The organism is Pseudomonas corrugata (assembly GCF_050920615.1).
GTDB lineage: Bacteria > Pseudomonadota > Gammaproteobacteria > Pseudomonadales > Pseudomonadaceae > Aquipseudomonas > Aquipseudomonas corrugata.
In genome coordinates this window covers 4526777-4545607 of sequence record NZ_CP130434.1, presented here as the reverse complement: position 1 = coordinate 4545607, position 18831 = coordinate 4526777, and the positions used below count along the sequence as shown (strand labels likewise).

Genomic DNA, 18831 nt, shown 5'->3' with positions numbered 1-18831 from the left:
CTGTGGGAGCGAGCCTGCTCGCGATGGCGGCACGACAGTCGACTTTTATGTCATCTGATACACCGCTATCGCGAGCAGGCTCGCACACAGGGGTAGCCTCTCTTCGCCGGATTCGTCTGCGAGTTTCACGTCCGTTTAGCTTCCTAGGATTTCACAATGAGCAATAACGCGTCTTTCTCGCCGCCCAGCCTGTTGCTCAGTACCATCGGGCTGTCGCTGGCGACGTTCATGCAAGTGCTCGACACCACCATTGCCAACGTCGCCTTGCCGACCATATCCGGCAACCTGGGCGTCAGTTCGGAGCAGGGCACCTGGGTGATCACTTCGTTCGCGGTGAGCAACGCCATCGCGCTCCCGCTGACCGGCTGGTTGAGCCGTCGGTTTGGCGAGGTGAAGCTGTTTTTATGGGCAACGATGCTGTTCGTGCTCGCGTCGTTCTTGTGCGGCATTTCCACGTCGATGCCGGAGTTGATCGGCTTCCGCGTGCTCCAGGGCCTGGTGGCCGGGCCGCTGTACCCGATGACACAGACCTTGCTGATTGCGGTATATCCGCCCGCCAGGCGGGGGATGGCCCTGGCGTTGCTGGCGATGGTCACGGTGGTGGCGCCGATTGCCGGGCCGATTCTGGGCGGCTGGATTACCGACAGTTATAGCTGGCCGTGGATCTTCTTTATCAACGTGCCCATCGGGGTATTCGCGGTGATGGTGGTGCGCCAGCAGCTCAAGGCGCGGCCGGTGGTGACCAGTTATCAGCCGATGGATTACGTCGGGCTGATCACGCTGGTCATCGGTGTCGGTGCGCTTCAGGTGATTCTCGACAAGGGCAACGACCTGGATTGGTTCGAGTCGAACTTCATCATTATCGGTGCATTGATTTCGCTGGTTGCCCTGGCCGTGTTCGTGATCTGGGAAATGACTGACCGTCACCCGGTGGTCAATCTCCGCTTGTTTGCCTATCGCAATTTTCGCATCGGCACCATCGTTCTGGTGGGCGGCTATGCCGGGTTCTTCGGCATCAACCTGATCCTGCCGCAATGGTTACAGACGCAGATGGGCTATACCGCCACCTGGGCCGGGCTGGCCGTGGCGCCCATCGGCATCCTGCCGGTGTTGATGTCGCCCTTCGTCGGCAAGTACGCCCATAAATTCGACCTGCGCCTGCTGGCCGGGTTGGCGTTCCTGGCCATCGGCCTGAGCTGTTTCATGCGCGCCGGGTTTACCAACGAGGTGGACTTCCAGCACATCGCCCTGGTGCAGTTGTTCATGGGGATCGGGGTGGCGCTGTTCTTCATGCCGACCCTGAGTATCCTGATGTCCGACCTGCCACCGCAGCAGATTGCCGATGGCGCGGGGCTGGCGACATTCCTGCGGACGCTGGGAGGCAGCTTTGCCGCATCCCTGACCACCTGGATCTGGATCCGCCGGGCGGACCAGCACCATGCGTACCTGAGCGAGAGCATCAGCACCTTCGACCCGGCCACCCGCGAGGCGCTCAACCAGCTCGGCGGCGCGAGCCCGCCGGCCTATGCGCAGCTCGATCACATCCTCACGAGCCAGGCGTACATGCTCTCCACCGTGGATTATTTCACGCTGCTGGGCTGGGCGTTCATGGGCCTGATCGTGCTGGTGTGGCTGGCGAAGCCGCCGTTTGCGGCGAAGGCGGGGCCGGCGGCCAGCGGGCACTGACCGGGACCTGAAACACAATCCGCTGTGGGAGCAAAGCTTGCTCGCGACAGCGGTGTGTCAGTCAACATCCATGCTGGCGGCGATGGTTATCGCGAGCAAGCTTTGCTCCCACAGGTCGTTCCCACAGAGGGGGCTGCGTCTGTCAGTCGGTAGGGGCTGCCAGCTGTGGCGGCGGGGCAAATCCAAACGGCGCCAACGCAAACCCCTGTTCATCCACCTGCAACGCCCAGCCCTGCTTGTCCCAATCCCCCAGCACGATGCGCCGGGCGGCGTGTTCGCCCAGTTGCAGCTTATGGATGGCGGGGCGGTGGGTGTGGCCGTGGATCAGGGTTTTCACGCCATAGTGCTGCATGATCCGCGGAATTTCCTCGGGGGTGACGTCGACGATGTCGTTGGCTTTCATCCGCACCTGGGTCGTGCTTTCGCTGCGCAGCTTGCGCGCCAGCTTCTGGCGACTGCCCAGTGGCAAGTGGCGCAGGATGAACAGCGTGACCGGATTGCGCAGCCAGCGCCGCAGCTTCATGTAGCCTTCGTCGCGGGTGCAGAGGCTGTCGCCGTGCATCAGCAGCACCGGTTCGCCATTGAACTGCACGACGCTCGGGTCCTTGATCAGGGTGCAGCCAGCCGCTTTGCAGAAGGCTTGCCCCAGCATGAAGTCGCGATTGCCATGCATCAGGAAAATGGCCGTGCCGCTGTCGCTGAGTTCGCGCAGGGCCTGGCAGATGGAACGCTGGAACGGCGTCATGGCATCGTCACCGATCCACGCTTCGAAGAAGTCGCCGAGAATGTACAACGCCTGCGCCGAACGGGCGCGAGTGGCGAGTAAATCCAGAAACGCCCGGGTGATGTCCGGGCGCTCCTCTTCCAGATGCAAATCTGAAATCAGTAGGATCACTCAATGATCTCGGCTTTCTCGATGATCACGTCATCCTTTGGAACGTCCTGGTGGCCGGCCTTGGAGGTAGTGGCGACGCCTTCGATCTTGTCGACCACGTCCTGGCCTTCGATCACTTCACCGAACACCGCATAGCCCCAGCCCTGAGCGGTCTTGGCAGTGTGGTTGAGGAAGCTGTTGTCGCTGGCATTGATGAAGAACTGGGCCGATGCCGAATGCGGATCCATGGTGCGCGCCATGGCGATGGAGTATTTCTTGTTCGGCAGGCCGTTGTCGGCTTCGTTCTGGATGCTCGGGCTCTTGTCCTTCTTTTCCTGCATGCCAGGCTCGAAACCACCGCCCTGGATCATGAAGCCCTTGATCACGCGGTGGAACACGACGTTCTCGTAGTGACCCTTCTTGACGTATTCAATGAAGTTGGCAACGGTCTTTGGCGCCTTCTCGGCGTTCAGTTCCAGGACGATGTCGCCGTGGTTGGTGGTCAGTTTGACTTTGCTCATGATGACTACTCTTTCTAGGAATTCGTGGGTTTCGGGGCCCGGAAGCCCGCAACCGGTCTGGCTGCAATCGGCCAGGTTGGGCAGTTTAGCGTGCCAGGCACGAAATTCGAGGCGGTTTTTCACCCGGCGGCCGATTAAATTCAATCGTTTGCCGGCCTGGCCTGTCAGCGGCTTGACAGCATCGGCTATGATACGGGCTTTGATTTATCAGGCCGCATCCGGCCGCGCACTTGTAAGTTCAAGGATCCTATGAGCAAGCCCACTGTCGACCCTACCTCGAATTCGAAGACCGGCCCGGCCGTACCGGTCAATTTCCTGCGCCCGATCATCCAGGCGGACCTGGATTCGGGTAAGCACACACAGATCGTCACCCGTTTCCCGCCGGAGCCCAACGGCTACCTGCATATCGGCCACGCCAAGTCGATCTGCGTGAACTTCGGCCTGGCCGAGGAGTTCGGTGGCGTCACGCACCTGCGTTTCGACGACACCAACCCGGCCAAGGAAGACCAGGAATACATCGACGCGATCGAAAGCGACGTCAAGTGGCTGGGTTTCCAATGGTCCGGTGAAGTGCGCTATGCCTCGCAGTATTTCGACCAGTTGCACGACTGGGCGGTCGAGCTGATCAAGGCCGGTAAGGCCTATGTCTGCGACCTGACGCCGGAGCAAGCCAGGGAATACCGTGGCAGCCTGACCGAGCCGGGCCGGAACAGCCCGTTCCGTGATCGCAGCGTGGAGGAGAACCTGGACCTGTTCGCCCGCATGCGCGCCGGCGAATTCCCGGACGGCGCGCGGGTGTTGCGGGCCAGGATCGACATGGCCTCGCCGAACATGAACCTGCGCGACCCGATCATGTACCGCATCCGTCACGCCCATCACCACCAGACCGGCGACAAGTGGTGCATCTACCCGAACTATGACTTCACTCACGGTCAGTCGGACGCCATCGAGGGCATCACCCACTCGATCTGCACCCTGGAGTTCGAGAGCCATCGTCCGCTGTACGAGTGGTTCCTCGAGCACCTGCCGGTGCCGGCCACCCCGCGCCAGTACGAATTCAGCCGCCTGAACCTGAACTACACCATCACCAGCAAGCGCAAGCTCAAGCAACTGGTGGATGAAAAGCACGTCAACGGTTGGGACGACCCGCGCATGTCGACGCTGTCGGGCTTCCGTCGTCGTGGCTACACGCCGAAATCGATCCGCAACTTCTGCGAGATGGTCGGCACCAACCGTTCCGACGGCGTGGTGGACTTCGGCATGCTGGAATTCAGCATCCGTGAAGACCTGGACCAGAACGCCCCGCGTGCCATGTGCGTGCTTCGTCCGCTGAAAGTCGTCATTACCAACTACCCGGAAGGCCAGGTCGAGAACCTCGAACTGCCTCGCCACCCGAAAGAAGACATGGGCATGCGCGTCCTGCCGTTCGCCCGGGAAATCTACATCGACCGTGAAGACTTCATGGAACAGCCGCCAAAAGGCTACAAGCGCCTGGAACCGGCCGGTGAAGTGCGTTTGCGCGGCAGCTATGTGATCCGTGCCGACGAAGCCATCAAGGATGCCGACGGCAACATCGTCGAGCTGCGTTGCTCGTACGATCCCGATACCCTGGGCAAGAACCCGGAGGGTCGCAAGGTCAAGGGCGTGATCCACTGGGTGCCGGCCGCCGCCAGCGTCGAGTGCGAAGTGCGCCTGTACGATCGCCTGTTCCGTTCGCCGAACCCGGAAAAGGCCGAAGACAGCGCCAGCTTCCTGGACAACATCAACCCTGACTCCCTGCAAGTGCTTACTGGTTGTCGTGCCGAACCCTCGCTGGGCAACGCATTGCCGGAGGACCGTTTCCAGTTCGAGCGCGAAGGCTACTTCTGCGCGGATATCAAGGACTCGAAACCTGGTGCTCCGGTCTTCAACCGTACCGTGACCTTGCGTGATTCCTGGGGTCAATGATCAAGTCTTAAGGGAAACCCTGTGCTTACGATCTACAACACGCTCACCAAGAGCAAAGAAGTCTTCAAGCCGCTGGATGGCAACAAGGTGCGCATGTACGTGTGCGGCATGACCGTGTACGACTACTGCCACCTGGGCCACGGCCGCAGCATGGTCGCCTTCGACCTGGTGACCCGCTGGCTGCGTTTCAGCGGTTATGACCTGACCTACGTGCGCAACATCACCGACATCGAAGACAAGATCATCAACCGTGCCCGGGAAAACGGCGAGCCTTACGATGCGTTGACCGAGCGCATGATCAAGGCCATGCATGAGGACGAGGCGCGACTCAATATCCTCAAGCCGGACATGGAGCCCCGTGCCACGGACCACATCCCAGGCATGCTGGCGATGATCCAGACCTTGATCGACAAGGGCTATGCCTACGCTCCGGGCAATGGCGACGTGTACTACCGCGTCGGCAAGTTCATCGGCTACGGCAAGCTGTCGCGCAAGAAGATCGAAGACCTGCGCATCGGCGCTCGGATCGAAGTCGGCGAGTCGAAACAGGACCCACTGGATTTCGTGCTGTGGAAAGCCGCCAAGCCGGGTGAGCCGAGCTGGGATTCGCCGTGGGGCAAGGGTCGTCCGGGCTGGCACATCGAGTGCTCGGTGATGTCCACCTGCTGCCTGGGGGAAACCTTCGACATTCATGGCGGCGGCAGCGACCTGGAGTTCCCGCACCACGAAAACGAGATCGCCCAGAGCGAAGCGGCCACCGGCAAGACCTACGCCAACGCGTGGATGCATTGCGGCATGATCCGGATCAACGGCGAGAAGATGTCCAAGTCCTTGAACAACTTCTTCACCATCCGCGACGTGCTCGACAAGTACCACCCCGAGGTCGTGCGTTACCTGCTGGTGTCGAGTCACTACCGCAGCGCCATCAACTACTCGGAAGACAACCTCAAGGACGCCAAGGGCGCCCTGGAGCGTTTCTACCATGCATTGAAGGGCCTGCCGAACGTGCCGGCCGCTGGTGGCGAGGCGTTCGTGGCGCGGTTTACCGAGGTGATGAACGACGACTTCGGCACGCCGGAAGCGTGCGCGGTGCTGTTCGAGATGGTGCGCGAGATCAACCGCCTGCGGGAGAGCGATCTCAATGCGGCGGCGGGCCTGGCGGCGCGTTTGAAGGAACTGGCCAGCGTGCTGGGCGTGTTGCAGCTCGAGGCGGACGACTTCCTCCAGGCCGGCGCCGAAGGCCGTGTGGACGCTACCGAGGTCGAAGCATTGATCCAGGCGCGCCTGACCGCGCGGGCCAACAAGGACTGGGCCGAATCCGACCGCATCCGCGACCAGCTCACCGCCATGGGCGTAGTGCTGGAAGACGGGAAGGGCGGGACAACCTGGCGCTTGGCTGACTGAGGCCTTCGGCACTTCGCAACACCCTGTGGGAGCGGGGGTACGTGGGTGCTGGATTCGCCCCGGAACAATGTGGGAGCGAGCCTGCTCGCGATAGCGTCAGATCAATCAACACCTTCGTTGAATGCTGATCCGCTATCACGAGCAAGCCCGCTCCCACGATTTTTTGTGTCCAGCCTGCCGATCTTCCTTTTATGAGCTAGTACTGTCAGGTCGATTCGACGTTCTTTCTGACGGGTACCTTCCATGTTGGCTCACTGGTCTCTCGCGGTAATTCATCTCCTGGCGTTCGCCCTTGGCTTGTGGGCAGTGCTCACGCGCGGCACGGCCTTGCGACGCCTGGCCGGTGGCGCGGATGCGGTTCGAAATGTGTTGATGGCGGATAACGTGTGGGGCCTGTCGGCCCTGGTCCTGCTGGTGACCGGTGGGATGCGCGCTTTCGGCGGCTATGAAAAAGGTTCGGACTATTACCTGCATCAACCCCTGTTTCACCTCAAGATGACCTTGCTCCTGCTGATCCTGCTGCTTGAACTGCTGCCGATGATCACCTTGATCAAATGGCGGATGGCGCTGGGCAAAGGAGCGACGATCGATGCTTCAAAGGCCGGCCGGTTGGCCCGGATCAGCCACATAGAAGCCTTGCTACTGGTCTTGATGGTGATTGCCGCCACTGGCATGGCCCGGGGCGTAAGCCTGGGTTGACCGGTAAGAACACCCGCTTCATCGCCATTAAAACGAAACGTCCGACAGCCATGCTACGAGTCATGGCATTAATATCGGCTTCACGGGCTGGACGGAAAGGCAGGGACAGGGTGACGCGGAGGAAGGTATGGGCGGCCTGAATCTTTAGCCAGCCATTGCGATGATGCAAACGGGCTGGCTACGGACTGCTGCAAGGCTCAGGGAGTTTGCGGCTTGTCGGGGGCAGTGAGGCCCGCCTGAATGCGCTGATAGATCTCTTCGCGATGCACGGCGACGTTTTTCGGGGCATTGATGCCGATCCGGACCTGTTGGCCGCTAACGCCCAGAATGGTGATCGTGATGTCGTCACCAATGTTTATGCTTTCACCGACTTTGCGGGTGAGTATCAGCATGGTGTTCTCCTTGATTACTTTATTAGGGCACCTGATTCAGACAGTGCAGATGTCGGTACTGCTTATAGATTAGTGCTAAGTGGCACAATGTGGGTGCCTCTTTCTGACGTGCAGATGCAGCATTAATTCCCAGGGTGCGACTATACAGAGAGACCGGGCAGGATTCTCGTGTTTTGCGTACTGTTTGCGGGGTTCTTGGTGGATGTGAGTGCTAAAATCCTTCCCTCATGTCTTCCAGAGGAAACGTTGTGCGCAAATTGGCTTGGGTTATCGCGGTGTTGATGCTGGCGGGATGCGGTGAGGGGCGTGAGGTCGAAGCACCGAAGCCGAAGCCATCCACGACCTCCGCACCGGCAGTCGCTGCTGCGCCGCAATGGGGGGTCGAGGTTCGGGGCGAGACACCGCAGGCTATCAGCGACCTGACCGGATGGCTGATCGAGCACAGCTTCATGTCGAATGTGGTCAGGGAAAATGGCAAGGAGCGGGTCCTGGTCGGACCGTTCAGCTCCAGGGCCGACGCCGAAGCCAAGCAGGAACAGGTCACCGCCGCCCTGGTGCGAGCGAAGAAGCGCAACATCGAGACGCAGGTGGTGGATTTCCCGACGGCTCAATGATCGGATAGAACAAATCCTGTGGGAGCGAGCCTGCTCGCGATAGCGGTGAATCAGTCGATGCAGAAGCGACTGACATACTGCTATCGCGAGCAGGCTCGCTCCCTCAGTTATTGGTGCTGTTCACAAATGCGAGGTCAGCCGCAGGCTTTCAGGTTCACCGGGCCCACGAACTCGTTACCACGTCCCATGACACAGGCCACGCTCTGGTTGCGCTGGCGTTCCCAGCTTTCCACCGGGTAGGTCTTGTCCCAGGCTTCGTACAGGCGTCGGTCCTGTTTCGAAAGCCGCAGGCCATATTGCTTGCTCATGTAGAAATACGTTCGGGCGATCATTCCCCGGATGGAAGGGCGGGGCATGACTTTCTTCGCCTTGAAGTCCACCTGGGTCAGGCATGAGCCATACTGGCCCTTCTGCACCGGCAGCCAGCCGAAGCTGAAGTTGTTCCGGTCACCATTCACTTCCCCGATGCTGGGCACCAGATTGTGAAGATCGGCTTCGGCCCGTTGATAGACCGGGTCATGGCGGGTGCAGTTCTTGCGTCCGCCTTGCTGCCAGCACTGACGCTGATGACCGATCTGCCACGCCGGAACGATATGTTCCCATTCGATGCGGGCGGCGCGCTTGGCATTCTTGCGAGGTACATAACCGCAGGCCTCCAGGTTGACGCGATTGCCGGTGTACTTGCAGCCGCAATAGAACTCGGTGGATTGCGGGGCGTAGAGTTTCCAGGCGACTTTCTTGGCTTCGTTGAAGGTACGAGGGGCCCCGGCCTGGGCGCCTGTGGCGATGAGCACAAGCAGTAAAGCAACACAGCGGACATTCATCAGACTCAATCTTCCTTCGGCACAACCCAGAAAACCTGCACACCGCCATCGTCGCGATAGGCGAGGGTCACGTTGTCGTTCTCGTCGATTTCTTCCAGCAGGCGCTCCCACTCCTCCAACGGCTCGTCGGGGAGGCGAAAGATCAGGGCTGCCTTGGCTTTTTGTGCGGTGGGGGCGTTGATGATTTTCGAGACTCGCAGGCCGAGTCGTGTATAGGAATCCAAGGGGGTAGTTGCAGCGGAGGGAGTGGCCACAGGATTATCCTTATTAAGCTGTACGTGCATACAGTATTTAACCGTAGGCATTTACGCAACTGCTTAAATTTCAAGAAAATCGTCTGACAGCGCTTTTGAGGTTTTGGTGTGGGAAGAAATGATTATTTATTGCTGAGAACGAAAAGCTGACGGCGGTAACTTCGGGTACCCTGTTCAACCCGATGGGTGCCAAGCGAGGGCATGGTCCAACACTCGGCGAACGCAACCGCAACGTTGACAAATCCCCAAAGCCTTACCATAGTTCACTTCACGCAAACGTTTGCGCGGCATTCCGTGCATTGATTTGCTCACAATAATCATAAGATCGGAGTGAACCCATGAAGTTGCCATTCGCTGGACGCCTTCTCGCTGTCGCCGTGCTTGCGGCCGCATCCACTGCGTTGCCATTCTCCTCGGCATTCGCCCAGACCGCTGAAAAGCCCAAGGTTGCCCTGGTCATGAAATCCCTGGCCAACGAATTCTTCCTGACCATGGAAGACGGCGCCAAGGCCTATCAGAAGGAACACTCCGCCGATTTTGACCTGATCTCCAACGGGATCAAGGATGAAACCGACACCGCCAACCAGATCCGCATCGTTGAGCAGATGATCGTGTCCAAAGTCGACGCCCTGATCATCGCGCCCGCCGATTCCAAGGCCATGGTGCCGGTGATCAAGAAAGCCGTTGACGCCGGTATCACGGTAATCAACATCGACAACCAACTCGACCCTGCCGTGGTCAAGAGCAAGAACATCAGCGTGCCGTTCGTAGGCCCCGACAACCGCAAAGGTGCACGCCTGGTCGGTGAATACCTGGCCAAGCAGCTCAAGGCCGGTGACGAGGTCGGCATCATCGAAGGCGTGTCTACCACCACCAATGCCCAGGCGCGCACCGCGGGCTTCAAGGATGCGATGGAAGCGGCGCACGTCAAGGTCGTTTCCCTGCAGTCGGGCGATTGGGAAATCAACAAGGGCAACCAGGTAGCCGCGTCGATGCTCAGCGAGTACCCGGACATCAAGGCATTGCTGGCCGGTAACGACAGCATGGCGGTGGGCGCGGTGTCGGCAGTGCGTGCCGCCGGCAAGGCCGGCAAGGTACAAGTGGTCGGCTACGACAACATCAATGCCATCAAACCTATGCTCAAGGACGGCCGTGTCCTGGCAACCGCCGACCAGTTCGCCGCCAAGCAGGCGGTCTTCGGTATCGAGACGGCCCTGAAGATTCTCAAGGGTGAGAAAGTCGACAGCGGTGCAAACGGCGTGATCGAAACGCCGGTCGAGCTGGTTACGAAGTAATCATCCTGGCGATGTAGTGGTGCTCGCCCATCCGGGCGAGCGCATGGAGAGTTTTTATGTCCGTTTTCGACCCGAATGCTGTCCTGACTGTCAGTGGCATCGGTAAAACCTATGCCCAGCCGGTATTGACCGACATTGACCTGACGTTGATGCGCGGTGAAGTGTTGGCGCTGACCGGTGAGAATGGCGCCGGTAAAAGTACCCTGTCCAAGATCATCGGTGGGCTGGTGACACCGACGACCGGACAGATGCAATTCCAAGGACAGGACTATCGCCCCGGCAGCCGTACCCAGGCTGAAGAGCTGGGCGTGCGGATGGTGATGCAGGAACTCAACCTGCTGCCGACCCTGTCCGTGGCCGAAAACCTGTTTCTCGACAACCTGCCCAGCCGCTGCGGCTGGATCAGCCGCAAGCAGTTGCGCGAAGCGGCCGTGCAAGCCATGGCCCAGGTGGGGCTCGACGCAATTGACCCCGACACCCTGGTCGGCGAACTCGGTATCGGTCACCAGCAGATGGTCGAGATCGCCCGCAACCTGATTGGCGATTGCCATGTGCTGATTCTTGACGAGCCGACCGCCATGCTGACGGCGCGCGAGGTCGAGATGTTGTTCGAACAGATCACCCGCCTGCAGGCCCGGGGCGTTTCGATCATCTACATTTCCCATCGCCTCGAAGAATTGGCACGGGTGGCCCAGCGCATTGCGGTGCTGCGCGACGGTAACCTGGTCTGTGTCGAGCCGATGGCCAATTACAACAGCGAGCAACTGGTGACGCTGATGGTCGGTCGCGATCTGGGCGAGCACATCGACCTGGGCCCGCGGCAAATCGGCGCGCCGGCACTCACCGTCAAAGGTCTGAGCCGTTCCGACAAGGTCCGCGATGTGTCCTTCGAGGTCCGCAGTGGCGAGATATTCGGCATTTCCGGCCTGATCGGGGCGGGGCGTACCGAGCTGTTGCGGCTGATCTTCGGCGCCGATGAGGCCGACAGCGGCACGGTGGCGTTGGGTTCGCCGGCCACCGTCGCCAACATCCGATCGCCGGCCGATGCGGTGGCCCATGGAATTGCCTTGATCACCGAGGATCGCAAGGGCGAAGGCCTGTTGTTGACCCAATCCATTGCCGCCAATATTGCCTTGGGTAACATGCCGGAGATTTCCAGTGCCGGTATCGTCAACGGCAATGACGAACTGTCTCTGGCGCGGCGGCAGATCGATGCCATGCGCATCCGCAGTTCCAGTCCGTCGCAACTGGTGTCCGAGCTGTCGGGCGGTAATCAGCAGAAGGTGGTGATCGGCCGCTGGCTCGAACGCGATTGTTCGGTGCTGTTGTTCGACGAGCCGACCCGTGGTATCGACGTCGGCGCGAAATTCGACATCTATGCACTGCTCGGTGAATTGACTCGCCAGGGCAAGGCTCTGGTCGTGGTCTCCAGCGACCTCCGGGAGCTGATGTTGATCTGCGACCGGATCGGCGTGCTGTCCGCCGGACGCCTGATCGACACCTTCGAGCGTGACAGCTGGACCCAGGATGACTTGCTTGCCGCCGCATTCGCCGGCTATCAGAAACGTGACGCGTTGCTCAATGAAGCGGCGCCTAGGGAATTTTCATGAAAACCGCATCTGCCGTCAGCAAGCCGAGTGGCAACTTCTATGGCCTCGGTACTTACCTGGGCCTGGCCGGCGCGCTGCTGGCCATGATCGCGCTGTTCTCGGTCCTGAGCAGCCACTTTCTCTCCTATGACACGTTCAGCACCCTGGCGAACCAGATTCCTGACCTCATGGTGCTGGCGGTCGGCATGACCTTCATCCTGATCATCGGCGGCATCGACCTGTCGGTGGGTTCGGTGCTGGCGCTGGCGGCGTCGACGGTCAGCGTCGCGGTACTCGGCTGGGGCTGGAGCGTCTGGCCGTCGGCCTTGCTGGGCATGGCCGTGGCGGCGCTGGCGGGAACCGTTACCGGTTCGATTACCGTGGCGTGGCGGATTCCATCGTTCATCGTCTCCCTCGGCGTGCTGGAAATGGCCCGTGGCCTCGCTTACCAGATGACTGGGTCCCGGACGGCTTATATCGGCGACTCCTTCGCCTGGCTATCCAACCCGATTGCGTTCGGTATCTCGCCGTCATTCATCATCGCCTTGCTGGTGATCTTCATTGCCCAGGCCGTTTTGACCCGCACGGTATTCGGTCGCTACCTGATCGGCATCGGCACCAACGAAGAAGCCGTGCGCCTGGCCGGCATCAACCCGAAACCCTACAAGATCCTGGTGTTCAGTCTGATGGGCTTGCTGGCCGGATTGGCGGCGCTGTTCCAGATTTCCCGCCTGGAGGCGGCGGACCCGAATGCGGGCTCAGGGCTTGAGTTGCAGGTCATTGCCGCGGTGGTGATCGGTGGCACCAGCCTGATGGGCGGGCGCGGTTCGGTCATCAGTACGTTCTTTGGCGTGTTGATCATCTCCATACTGGCAGCGGGCCTGGCGCAGATCGGCGCGACCGAACCGACCAAACGCATCATTACCGGTGCGGTGATCGTGGTCGCGGTGGTGCTGGATACTTACCGCAGCCAGCGCGCCAGCCGGCGGGCCTGAGCCATGGCGACGATCAAGGATGTAGCGGCGCTCGCGGGGATTTCCTATACGACGGTGTCCCATGTCGTGAACAAGACCCGGCCGGTCAGCGAAGAGGTTCGACTCAAGGTCGAGGCAGCAATCAAGCGTCTCGATTATGTGCCCAGCGCGGTGGCCCGTTCGCTCAAGGCCAAGACCACGGCGACCATCGGCCTGTTGGTGCCCAACAGTCTCAACCCTTACTTTGCCGAACTGGCCCGGGGGATCGAGGATTACTGCGAGCGCAACGGTTATTGCGTGATCCTGTGCAACTCCGACGACAACCCGGACAAGCAGCGCAGCTACCTGCGGGTGCTGCTGGAAAAGCGCATTGACGGCCTGATCGTCGCTTCCGCCGGTGGCGATGTCGGCCTGGCGCAGGGGCTGGCCGGTGTACGCACGCCCATGGTCATTGTCGACCGTGGGCTGGATGGCGTCGATGCGGACCTGGTGCGCATCGATCATGAATACGGCGCGTACCTGGCAACCCGACACCTGCTGGAGCTGGGGCACCGCGATATAGCCTTTATCGGTGGGCCGGCAGATACCAGCGTGGCGCAGATGCGTCTGGCCGGTTACTGCCATGCGTTGAAGGAGGCGGGGATCGAACTGCCTGTCGAGCGTATGCTCGAGAGTGATTTCACCAGCACGGGTGGCTACCGCGCCGCAGCCGAGTTGCTTGAACACCAGCCACCCAGCGCGATTTTTGCGGCCAACGACATGATCGGCATCGGTGTGCTGCGAGCCGCCGCCGAGCGCAATGTGCGGGTGCCCAGCGAACTGTCAGTCATCGGTTTCGACGACATCCAGATGAGCCGCTATGTCTACCCGGCGCTGACCACGGTGGGGCAATCGATCCTGCAACTTGGCGAGATGGCGGCAGAAGTGTTGTTGCGGCGGATCGCCACGCCCGGGCTTGTCACCGATCAACGGATCGTGACGCCCAGCATTGTCTTGCGAGAGTCGACCGCGCCGCTGTCCGGTACATTCGCCCAATACCGCTGAACCGAATGGATGAGTAGTAACGTATGTCTGCAAAAGTAGTGGTAATAGGCAGCCTGAACATGGATCTGGTGACCCGCGCGCCGCGTCTGCCCCGGGGCGGTGAAACGCTGATCGGCCATTCGTTCTCCACCATTGCGGGGGGCAAGGGCGCCAATCAGGCGGTGGCCGCGGCGCGCCTGGGCGCGCAGGTGTCCATGGTCGGTTGCGTGGGCAGTGATGCCTATGGCCAGGAGTTGCGAGGCGCGCTGCTGGCCGAGGGCATCGATTGCCGGGCGGTCAGCGTCGTGGAGGGGGCCAGCGGCGTGGCGCTGATCGTGGTCGATGACAACAGCCAGAATGCGATTGTCATCGTCGCGGGTGCCAATGGTGCCCTCACGCCTGAGGTCCTGGACGGTTTCGACAAGGTGCTGCAAGGCGCCGATGTCATCATCTGTCAGCTCGAGGTGCCCGATGCCACCGTCGGCCATGCACTCAAGCGCGGCCGCGAGCTGGGCAAGATCGTCATCCTCAACCCGGCACCGGCGTCCCGTGCGCTTCCGGCCGATTGGTACGCGTGTGTCGACTACCTTATTCCCAATGAGAGCGAAGCCGCCGTGCTGAGCGGGTTGGCGGTGGACTCCCTGGAAACCGCCGAAGCTGCCGCGGCGCAGTTGATCGCCGCCGGTGCCGGCAAGGTGGTCGTGACGTTGGGTGCCCAAGGGCTGATGTTCGCCAACGGCTCGAGTTTCGAACATTTCCCGGCGCCGTGGGTCAAGGCTGTGGACACTACGGCAGCGGGGGACACTTTTGTCGGTGGCTTTGCGGCTGCCCTGGCCAATGGAAAAACCGAAGTCGACGCGATTCGTTTCGGTCAGGTCGCCGCTGCGCTGTCGGTCACCCGCGTCGGGGCCCAGCCCTCCATTCCCACGTTGCTGGAAGTACAGGCTTTCAAATCATGAAAAAAACGCCCTTGTTGAATGTGGCCCTCTCGCGACTGATCGCCTCGCTCGGTCATGGCGATAAGGTGGTCATTGGTGATGCCGGGTTGCCGGTCCCTCCCGGGGTCGAGTTGATCGACCTGGCCCTCACCCACGGCATCCCCGATTTCGTCAGTACCCTGAAAGTGGTACTCAGTGAAATGCAGGTGGAAAGTCATGTGCTGGCCACGGAGATCTTCGATAAACAGCCTTCGGCCCTGTCGACGCTCGAATCGTTACAGGCCGAAGGGGCAATGGGGGCGCGGGAGTTGGTCAGTCATGAGCAATTCAAGGTCCTCAGCCGACAAGCTCGAGCGATTATTCGCACAGGAGAATGCTCTCCGTACTGCAACGTTGTGCTGATTGCTGGAGTTACCTTTTAAAACCCCGCACAAGGAGTGCACCATGCACCGCTATGCCCAGAAAATGCATCAACTGTTCCGGAGTCTGCTGTTGTTGTCACTGATCACCGCTTCGAGTGCCCAGGCGGCGGAAAAAATCGATCTGATCATCGATACCGATCCCGGGGCCGACGACGTGGTTGCCCTGCTGTTCGCCCTGGCATCCCCTGATGAGCTGCAGATTCGTGCGCTGACCACCGTCGCGGGCAATGTGCGCCTGGACAAGACCTCCCGCAACGCTCGCCTGGCCCGGGAATGGGCAGGGCGCGAGGAGGTGCCGGTATACGCCGGTGCGCCGAAGCCAATGATGCGCACGCCGATCTACGCGGAAAACATCCATGGCAAGGAAGGCCTGTCGGGTGTCACCGTTCATGAACCGAAAAAGGAATTGGCCAAGGGCAACGCCGTCAACTACCTGATCGACACTCTCAAGACCGCCAAACCCCACAGCATCACCATTGCCATGCTCGGTCCGCAGACCAACCTGGCCTTGGCGCTGATCCAGGAGCCGGACATCGTCCAGGGCATCAAGGAAGTGGTGGTGATGGGCGGTGCGCACTTCAATGGCGGAAACATCACGCCGGTGGCTGAATTCAATCTGTTCGCCGACCCGCAGGCAGCCGAGGTGGTCGCCAAAAGCGGTGTGAAGCTGACCTACCTGCCGCTGGACGTGACCCACAAGATTCTCACCAGCGAAGCTCGCCTCAAGCAGATCGCGGCTGTGAACAACAATGCCAGCAAACTGGTCGGCGATATTCTCAACGAGTACGTCAAGGGCGATATGGAGCACTACGGCATGTCGGGCGGGCCGGTGCATGACGCGACGGTGATCGCCTACCTGCTCAAGCCGCAGTTGTTTACTGGTCGCCCGGCCAACGTCGTAGTAGACAGCCGCGAGGGGCCGACTTTCGGGCAAACCATCGTTGATTGGTATGACGGCCTGAAAGCGCCCAAGAATGCATTCTGGGTGGAAAACGGCGACGCCCAGGGTTTCTTTGACCTGCTGACCGAGCGTCTGGCCCGTCTCAAGTAATCTGCCTCAAGCACAAGACCTGTGGGAGCGAGCCTGCTCGCGATAGGATTATCAGTCGACAATAATGTTGGCTGGTCCGCTGTCATCGCGAGCAAGGTCGGCTCCCACAGGCTCTTGTGTGATCTCACTCGGGTAGCGTTCGAATGCCTGCCGGATGAAATTCCGGGCAACCTCCGTCCCCAGTTCCTTCACCAACAGCTCTATACCGATGATCGCCAGCTCCTCGGGGCTGCCAGGGCTATAGGAGCTATGGCCCTCCGACCATTTGGCATTGATGGTGGCTTCGATGTTGATGATGCTCATGGCAGGACTCGCGGGTTGGGAGGTCTGTAGGCTGAGTTAACCACTTTTGCCCTGGTTTGGCACTGCGACTTAGGCATCAGGGGAGGGCTGTGCGACACTTGTTCTTTTGACTGTTCAAGGAGCCCCTGCCGTGCAGATCGATTTGAACGCGCCTGACGGGCTGACCCTTGACGCCGTTCGCCAGTTGCTGGCATCGGCCAGTGATGACGAACACACCCAATTGCGCGTGACCAAGGGGGGTATCGCCTATCTGTCTTCGGGCGTGGTGGGTGGCGCCGACATCGATGGCTTGCTGTTTCGACTTGAGACGTGGGCGAAGGGGTCGGGGTATGTCGGACGAGTCGCTGCCAGTGACGAGGTCTGGGTCATGCAGATCTACAATGCCCTGAAAGACAATTGGCCGAATCCACCCTTCGACTACATTGATGTTTATTGAGTGTGGAACATATTCAGTCACGATTCATGTCTGACCAGATATGTCGGGCTCAGGCAAACTCCCCGTTTTCCAGGTGGAAGAGCGTGATGGTGGCCCTTGTGCTGAAACCAAGCTTCGTTTGGGTTGTCGCACGCTCTCTGTTTATTGATCAAAGAAAGGAGGCTTCATGCCTTGGAAGCTCGCTTCATTGAGTATTTTGCTGGCCGCCGGGTTCTTGCACGGTTGCAGCAGCAACACTGAATCGTCCCCTGAGCCGGTCGCCGCCGATACCGGTTACGAGCGTTGCGAAGCGAAGGGAGCCGAGTTTGCGATCGGCAAAAAGGCCTCGCCACAATTGCTGGAACAGGCCCGCAGCCGTTCCGGCGCGCAGATCGCCCGGATCCTCAAGCCCAACGACATGGTGACGCTTGAGTACCGCTCCGATCGCCTGAATCTCAATACCGATGCCAACCTGGTGGTCAATCGGGTGAACTGCGGCTGAGCCGGATTTTCAATCGCCCATAAAAAACCCCGTCACATGGACGGGGTTTTTTTAGCGCGCCGAGAAATTACTCTGGGCGAACTTGTGCAGCTTGCATACCCTTTTGGCCTTTCTCAGCCACGAAGGAAACAGTCTGGCCTTCTTTCAGGCTTTTGAAACCGTCGCTTTCGATAGCTTTGAAGTGTACGAACAGGTCGTCACCGCCACCTTGAGGAGTGATGAAGCCGAAGCCTTTTTCATCGTTGAACCATTTAACGGTGCCGGTTTGGCGATTAGACATGGTGTATCTCCAAGAAACATATATTTTCAGTAGTGCTGTGCTGCTCAGGCCAACTGGGCACACCTGGGTATCATAGTCGAAATGTTCGATTTGGGAGCCCCCCGGACGTGCTGTTTGCCGAACAGTCGTCTTTTCTTTACCGCCTTTCTCCGCTGAAAGCCCCGGTTTTAAAGGGTTTTAGCCGAAAGTAAAGGCGATAAAAAAAGCTGTAAAACCTGCAAAATTCGTCTGAAAAAAGGCAAATTCGGGGTTTTTCATGGGCTCAAGGCGGTCTTGAAAGGCCTGTCTGCTCATTTTTTCTTCGAAGGAACGGCCTTGCATTTGGCGATCTGTCCGAGCGCCTTCTGCTGCAGTTCCACGGGCGCCTTGTTGTCCATCAGGGCCTGGAGGTCGGCAGCCGGGTAGGACTTGATCGCATCGGCACCACAGGCGCAGTGGGATTTGGCTGCTGCCGCGCCGATCTGAGGGGTGGCCGTCTGGGTGCACTGGGCCATGTATTTCTCACGCTCGCCTTTTGGCCAGTCGGCGTGGGCGGTCAGCGGGAGCAGCAGGGCGAAAGGGGCGACTGCTGCCAATAACGTGTTCAGACGCATGCTGGGATGCTCCTTTTGGGGCGATGTCTTGTTATCAGAGGTGTTGTGGGGCGTTTCAGTTCAGCACTCTGGCATAAAAACCAGGGGTTTACGCTTGGTGCCGAGCAAGGCCTGTGGGAGCAAAGATTGCTCGCGATGCTCGCGATAGTAGGGCGGGCCTGAAACATTGTGGTCGGCTGTTATACCTGATCGCGAGCAAGCTTTGCTTCCACAGGTTGCAATTCGAGCACG

General features: G+C 59.9%; 22 protein-coding genes. 14 read left to right on the top strand and 8 right to left on the bottom strand.

The genetic code is table 11. The annotated features are described in order from the left end of the window. Positions 1–156 precede the first annotated feature (156 nt). Positions 157–1686: a DHA2 family efflux MFS transporter permease subunit gene (locus QZH45_RS19935; protein WP_024781007.1), complete on the top strand. Its 1530-nt coding sequence runs from the start codon at positions 157–159 to the stop codon at positions 1684–1686. Between the two features lie 142 nt (positions 1687–1828). Here QZH45_RS19935 and QZH45_RS19930 read toward each other — a convergent pair whose 3' ends face one another. Continuing rightward, positions 1829–2581 carry a UDP-2,3-diacylglucosamine diphosphatase gene (locus QZH45_RS19930; protein WP_024781008.1) on the bottom strand — a complete coding sequence of 251 codons (753 nt, stop codon included), beginning with the start codon at positions 2579–2581 and terminating at the stop codon, positions 1829–1831. Then, on the bottom strand, positions 2578–3081 hold the full coding sequence (locus QZH45_RS19925; protein WP_024781009.1) for a peptidylprolyl isomerase: 504 nt from the start codon (positions 3079–3081) through the stop codon (positions 2578–2580). Before QZH45_RS19925 ends, QZH45_RS19930 begins: the two co-directional genes overlap by 4 nt. A 249-nt stretch (positions 3082–3330) precedes the next feature. On the opposite strand from QZH45_RS19925, the gene QZH45_RS19920 reads away from it, so the two are divergent. The 3 genes from QZH45_RS19920 (at position 3331) to QZH45_RS19910 (ending at position 7131) form a co-directional block, all read left to right on the top strand. After that, entirely contained in the window at positions 3331–5028 is a 1698-nt protein-coding gene (locus QZH45_RS19920) for a glutamine--tRNA ligase/YqeY domain fusion protein (RefSeq protein ID WP_024781010.1), read from the top strand. Positions 5029–5049: 21 nt separating this feature from the next. Then, positions 5050–6432, top strand: coding sequence for a cysteine--tRNA ligase (gene cysS, locus QZH45_RS19915; protein ID WP_053194300.1), 1383 nt, complete (start codon positions 5050–5052; stop codon positions 6430–6432). A gap of 243 nt (positions 6433–6675) precedes the next feature. After that, a complete protein-coding gene (locus QZH45_RS19910; RefSeq protein WP_055136052.1) occupies positions 6676–7131 on the top strand; it encodes a DUF2214 family protein in 456 nt (151 codons plus the stop codon). Between the two features lie 197 nt (positions 7132–7328). Here QZH45_RS19910 and csrA read toward each other — a convergent pair whose 3' ends face one another. After that, complete coding sequence (gene csrA / locus QZH45_RS19905) at positions 7329–7523, bottom strand: carbon storage regulator CsrA (RefSeq protein WP_003179932.1); 195 nt, start codon at positions 7521–7523, stop codon at positions 7329–7331. Positions 7524–7771: 248 nt separating this feature from the next. Between csrA and QZH45_RS19900 the strand changes: the two genes are divergently transcribed. After that, entirely contained in the window at positions 7772–8137 is a 366-nt protein-coding gene (locus QZH45_RS19900) for a hypothetical protein (protein ID WP_024781013.1), read from the top strand. 134 nt (positions 8138–8271) lie between these two features. Here the strand turns inward: QZH45_RS19900 and QZH45_RS19895 are convergent, their stop codons facing one another. Both QZH45_RS19895 and QZH45_RS19890 read right to left on the bottom strand, forming a co-directional pair. Beyond that, a complete protein-coding gene (locus QZH45_RS19895; RefSeq protein WP_053194298.1) occupies positions 8272–8961 on the bottom strand; it encodes an endonuclease in 690 nt (229 codons plus the stop codon). A 5-nt stretch (positions 8962–8966) separates the two neighbouring features. Beyond that, entirely contained in the window at positions 8967–9266 is a 300-nt protein-coding gene (locus QZH45_RS19890) for a DUF1654 domain-containing protein (protein ID WP_050593870.1), read from the bottom strand. Between the two features lie 287 nt (positions 9267–9553). On the opposite strand from QZH45_RS19890, the gene QZH45_RS19885 reads away from it, so the two are divergent. From QZH45_RS19885 to QZH45_RS19855, 7 genes are read left to right on the top strand one after another with little or no spacing between them, the layout of a single operon-like run. Then, positions 9554–10510: a sugar ABC transporter substrate-binding protein gene (locus QZH45_RS19885; protein ID WP_024779384.1), complete on the top strand. Its 957-nt coding sequence runs from the start codon at positions 9554–9556 to the stop codon at positions 10508–10510. 56 nt (positions 10511–10566) lie between these two features. Continuing rightward, positions 10567–12120 carry a sugar ABC transporter ATP-binding protein gene (locus QZH45_RS19880; protein WP_024779383.1) on the top strand — a complete coding sequence of 518 codons (1554 nt, stop codon included), beginning with the start codon at positions 10567–10569 and terminating at the stop codon, positions 12118–12120. After that, positions 12117–13094 (top strand): ABC transporter permease, encoded by a 978-nt coding sequence (locus QZH45_RS19875; protein WP_024779382.1) that lies wholly within the window; start codon positions 12117–12119, stop codon positions 13092–13094. Before QZH45_RS19880 ends, QZH45_RS19875 begins: the two co-directional genes overlap by 4 nt. 3 nt (positions 13095–13097) lie before the next feature. Continuing rightward, the gene (locus QZH45_RS19870; protein WP_055136053.1) at positions 13098–14117 is read left to right on the top strand and encodes a LacI family DNA-binding transcriptional regulator; all 1020 of its coding nucleotides are present in this window, start codon (positions 13098–13100) and stop codon (positions 14115–14117) included. Between the two features lie 23 nt (positions 14118–14140). Next, a complete protein-coding gene (rbsK, locus tag QZH45_RS19865) occupies positions 14141–15055 on the top strand; it encodes a ribokinase (protein ID WP_055136054.1) in 915 nt (304 codons plus the stop codon). After that, entirely contained in the window at positions 15052–15456 is a 405-nt protein-coding gene (rbsD, locus tag QZH45_RS19860) for a D-ribose pyranase (protein WP_024779379.1), read from the top strand. The genes rbsK and rbsD overlap by 4 nt, the downstream gene beginning before the upstream one ends. Positions 15457–15478: 22 nt before the next feature. After that, a complete protein-coding gene (locus tag QZH45_RS19855) occupies positions 15479–16507 on the top strand; it encodes a nucleoside hydrolase (protein ID WP_055136055.1) in 1029 nt (342 codons plus the stop codon). 51 nt (positions 16508–16558) lie between these two features. Here QZH45_RS19855 and QZH45_RS19850 read toward each other — a convergent pair whose 3' ends face one another. Continuing rightward, positions 16559–16810 carry a hypothetical protein gene (locus QZH45_RS19850; protein ID WP_024779377.1) on the bottom strand — a complete coding sequence of 84 codons (252 nt, stop codon included), beginning with the start codon at positions 16808–16810 and terminating at the stop codon, positions 16559–16561. Positions 16811–16940: 130 nt separating this feature from the next. Between QZH45_RS19850 and QZH45_RS19845 the strand changes: the two genes are divergently transcribed. After that, a complete protein-coding gene (locus QZH45_RS19845) occupies positions 16941–17246 on the top strand; it encodes a hypothetical protein (RefSeq protein ID WP_024779376.1) in 306 nt (101 codons plus the stop codon). A 166-nt stretch (positions 17247–17412) separates the two neighbouring features. After that, positions 17413–17727: an I78 family peptidase inhibitor gene (locus QZH45_RS19840; RefSeq protein ID WP_024779375.1), complete on the top strand. Its 315-nt coding sequence runs from the start codon at positions 17413–17415 to the stop codon at positions 17725–17727. Between the two features lie 67 nt (positions 17728–17794). On the opposite strand, the gene QZH45_RS19835 is transcribed toward QZH45_RS19840, so the two are convergent. Next, positions 17795–18007: a cold-shock protein gene (locus QZH45_RS19835; protein WP_003179963.1), complete on the bottom strand. Its 213-nt coding sequence runs from the start codon at positions 18005–18007 to the stop codon at positions 17795–17797. 290 nt (positions 18008–18297) lie between these two features. Next, positions 18298–18600 (bottom strand): hypothetical protein, encoded by a 303-nt coding sequence (locus QZH45_RS19830; RefSeq protein WP_024779374.1) that lies wholly within the window; start codon positions 18598–18600, stop codon positions 18298–18300. Positions 18601–18831 lie beyond the last annotated feature (231 nt).

Excerpts from the sequence above, each read along its gene's own strand:
- QZH45_RS19855 (WP_055136055.1), top strand. The coding sequence starts at position 15,479 with ATGCACCGCTATGCCCAGAAAATGCATCAACTGTTCCGGAGTCTGCTG.
- QZH45_RS19850 (WP_024779377.1), bottom strand. The coding sequence starts at position 16,810 with ATGAGCATCATCAACATCGAAGCCACCATCAATGCCAAATGGTCGGAG.
- QZH45_RS19835 (WP_003179963.1), bottom strand. The coding sequence starts at position 18,007 with ATGTCTAATCGCCAAACCGGCACCGTTAAATGGTTCAACGATGAAAAA.
- QZH45_RS19920 (WP_024781010.1), top strand. The coding sequence starts at position 3,331 with ATGAGCAAGCCCACTGTCGACCCTACCTCGAATTCGAAGACCGGCCCG.
- QZH45_RS19880 (WP_024779383.1), top strand. The coding sequence starts at position 10,567 with ATGTCCGTTTTCGACCCGAATGCTGTCCTGACTGTCAGTGGCATCGGT.
- rbsD (WP_024779379.1), top strand. The coding sequence starts at position 15,052 with ATGAAAAAAACGCCCTTGTTGAATGTGGCCCTCTCGCGACTGATCGCC.
- QZH45_RS19890 (WP_050593870.1), bottom strand. The coding sequence starts at position 9,266 with ATGCCTACGGTTAAATACTGTATGCACGTACAGCTTAATAAGGATAAT.
- QZH45_RS19840 (WP_024779375.1), top strand. The coding sequence starts at position 17,413 with ATGCCTTGGAAGCTCGCTTCATTGAGTATTTTGCTGGCCGCCGGGTTC.
- QZH45_RS19830 (WP_024779374.1), bottom strand. The coding sequence starts at position 18,600 with ATGCGTCTGAACACGTTATTGGCAGCAGTCGCCCCTTTCGCCCTGCTG.
- rbsK (WP_055136054.1), top strand. The coding sequence starts at position 14,141 with ATGTCTGCAAAAGTAGTGGTAATAGGCAGCCTGAACATGGATCTGGTG.
- QZH45_RS19925 (WP_024781009.1), bottom strand. The coding sequence starts at position 3,081 with ATGAGCAAAGTCAAACTGACCACCAACCACGGCGACATCGTCCTGGAA.
- QZH45_RS19885 (WP_024779384.1), top strand. The coding sequence starts at position 9,554 with ATGAAGTTGCCATTCGCTGGACGCCTTCTCGCTGTCGCCGTGCTTGCG.
- QZH45_RS19895 (WP_053194298.1), bottom strand. The coding sequence starts at position 8,961 with ATGAATGTCCGCTGTGTTGCTTTACTGCTTGTGCTCATCGCCACAGGC.
- QZH45_RS19910 (WP_055136052.1), top strand. The coding sequence starts at position 6,676 with ATGTTGGCTCACTGGTCTCTCGCGGTAATTCATCTCCTGGCGTTCGCC.
- QZH45_RS19870 (WP_055136053.1), top strand. The coding sequence starts at position 13,098 with ATGGCGACGATCAAGGATGTAGCGGCGCTCGCGGGGATTTCCTATACG.
- QZH45_RS19875 (WP_024779382.1), top strand. The coding sequence starts at position 12,117 with ATGAAAACCGCATCTGCCGTCAGCAAGCCGAGTGGCAACTTCTATGGC.
- csrA (WP_003179932.1), bottom strand. The coding sequence starts at position 7,523 with ATGCTGATACTCACCCGCAAAGTCGGTGAAAGCATAAACATTGGTGAC.
- QZH45_RS19935 (WP_024781007.1), top strand. The coding sequence starts at position 157 with ATGAGCAATAACGCGTCTTTCTCGCCGCCCAGCCTGTTGCTCAGTACC.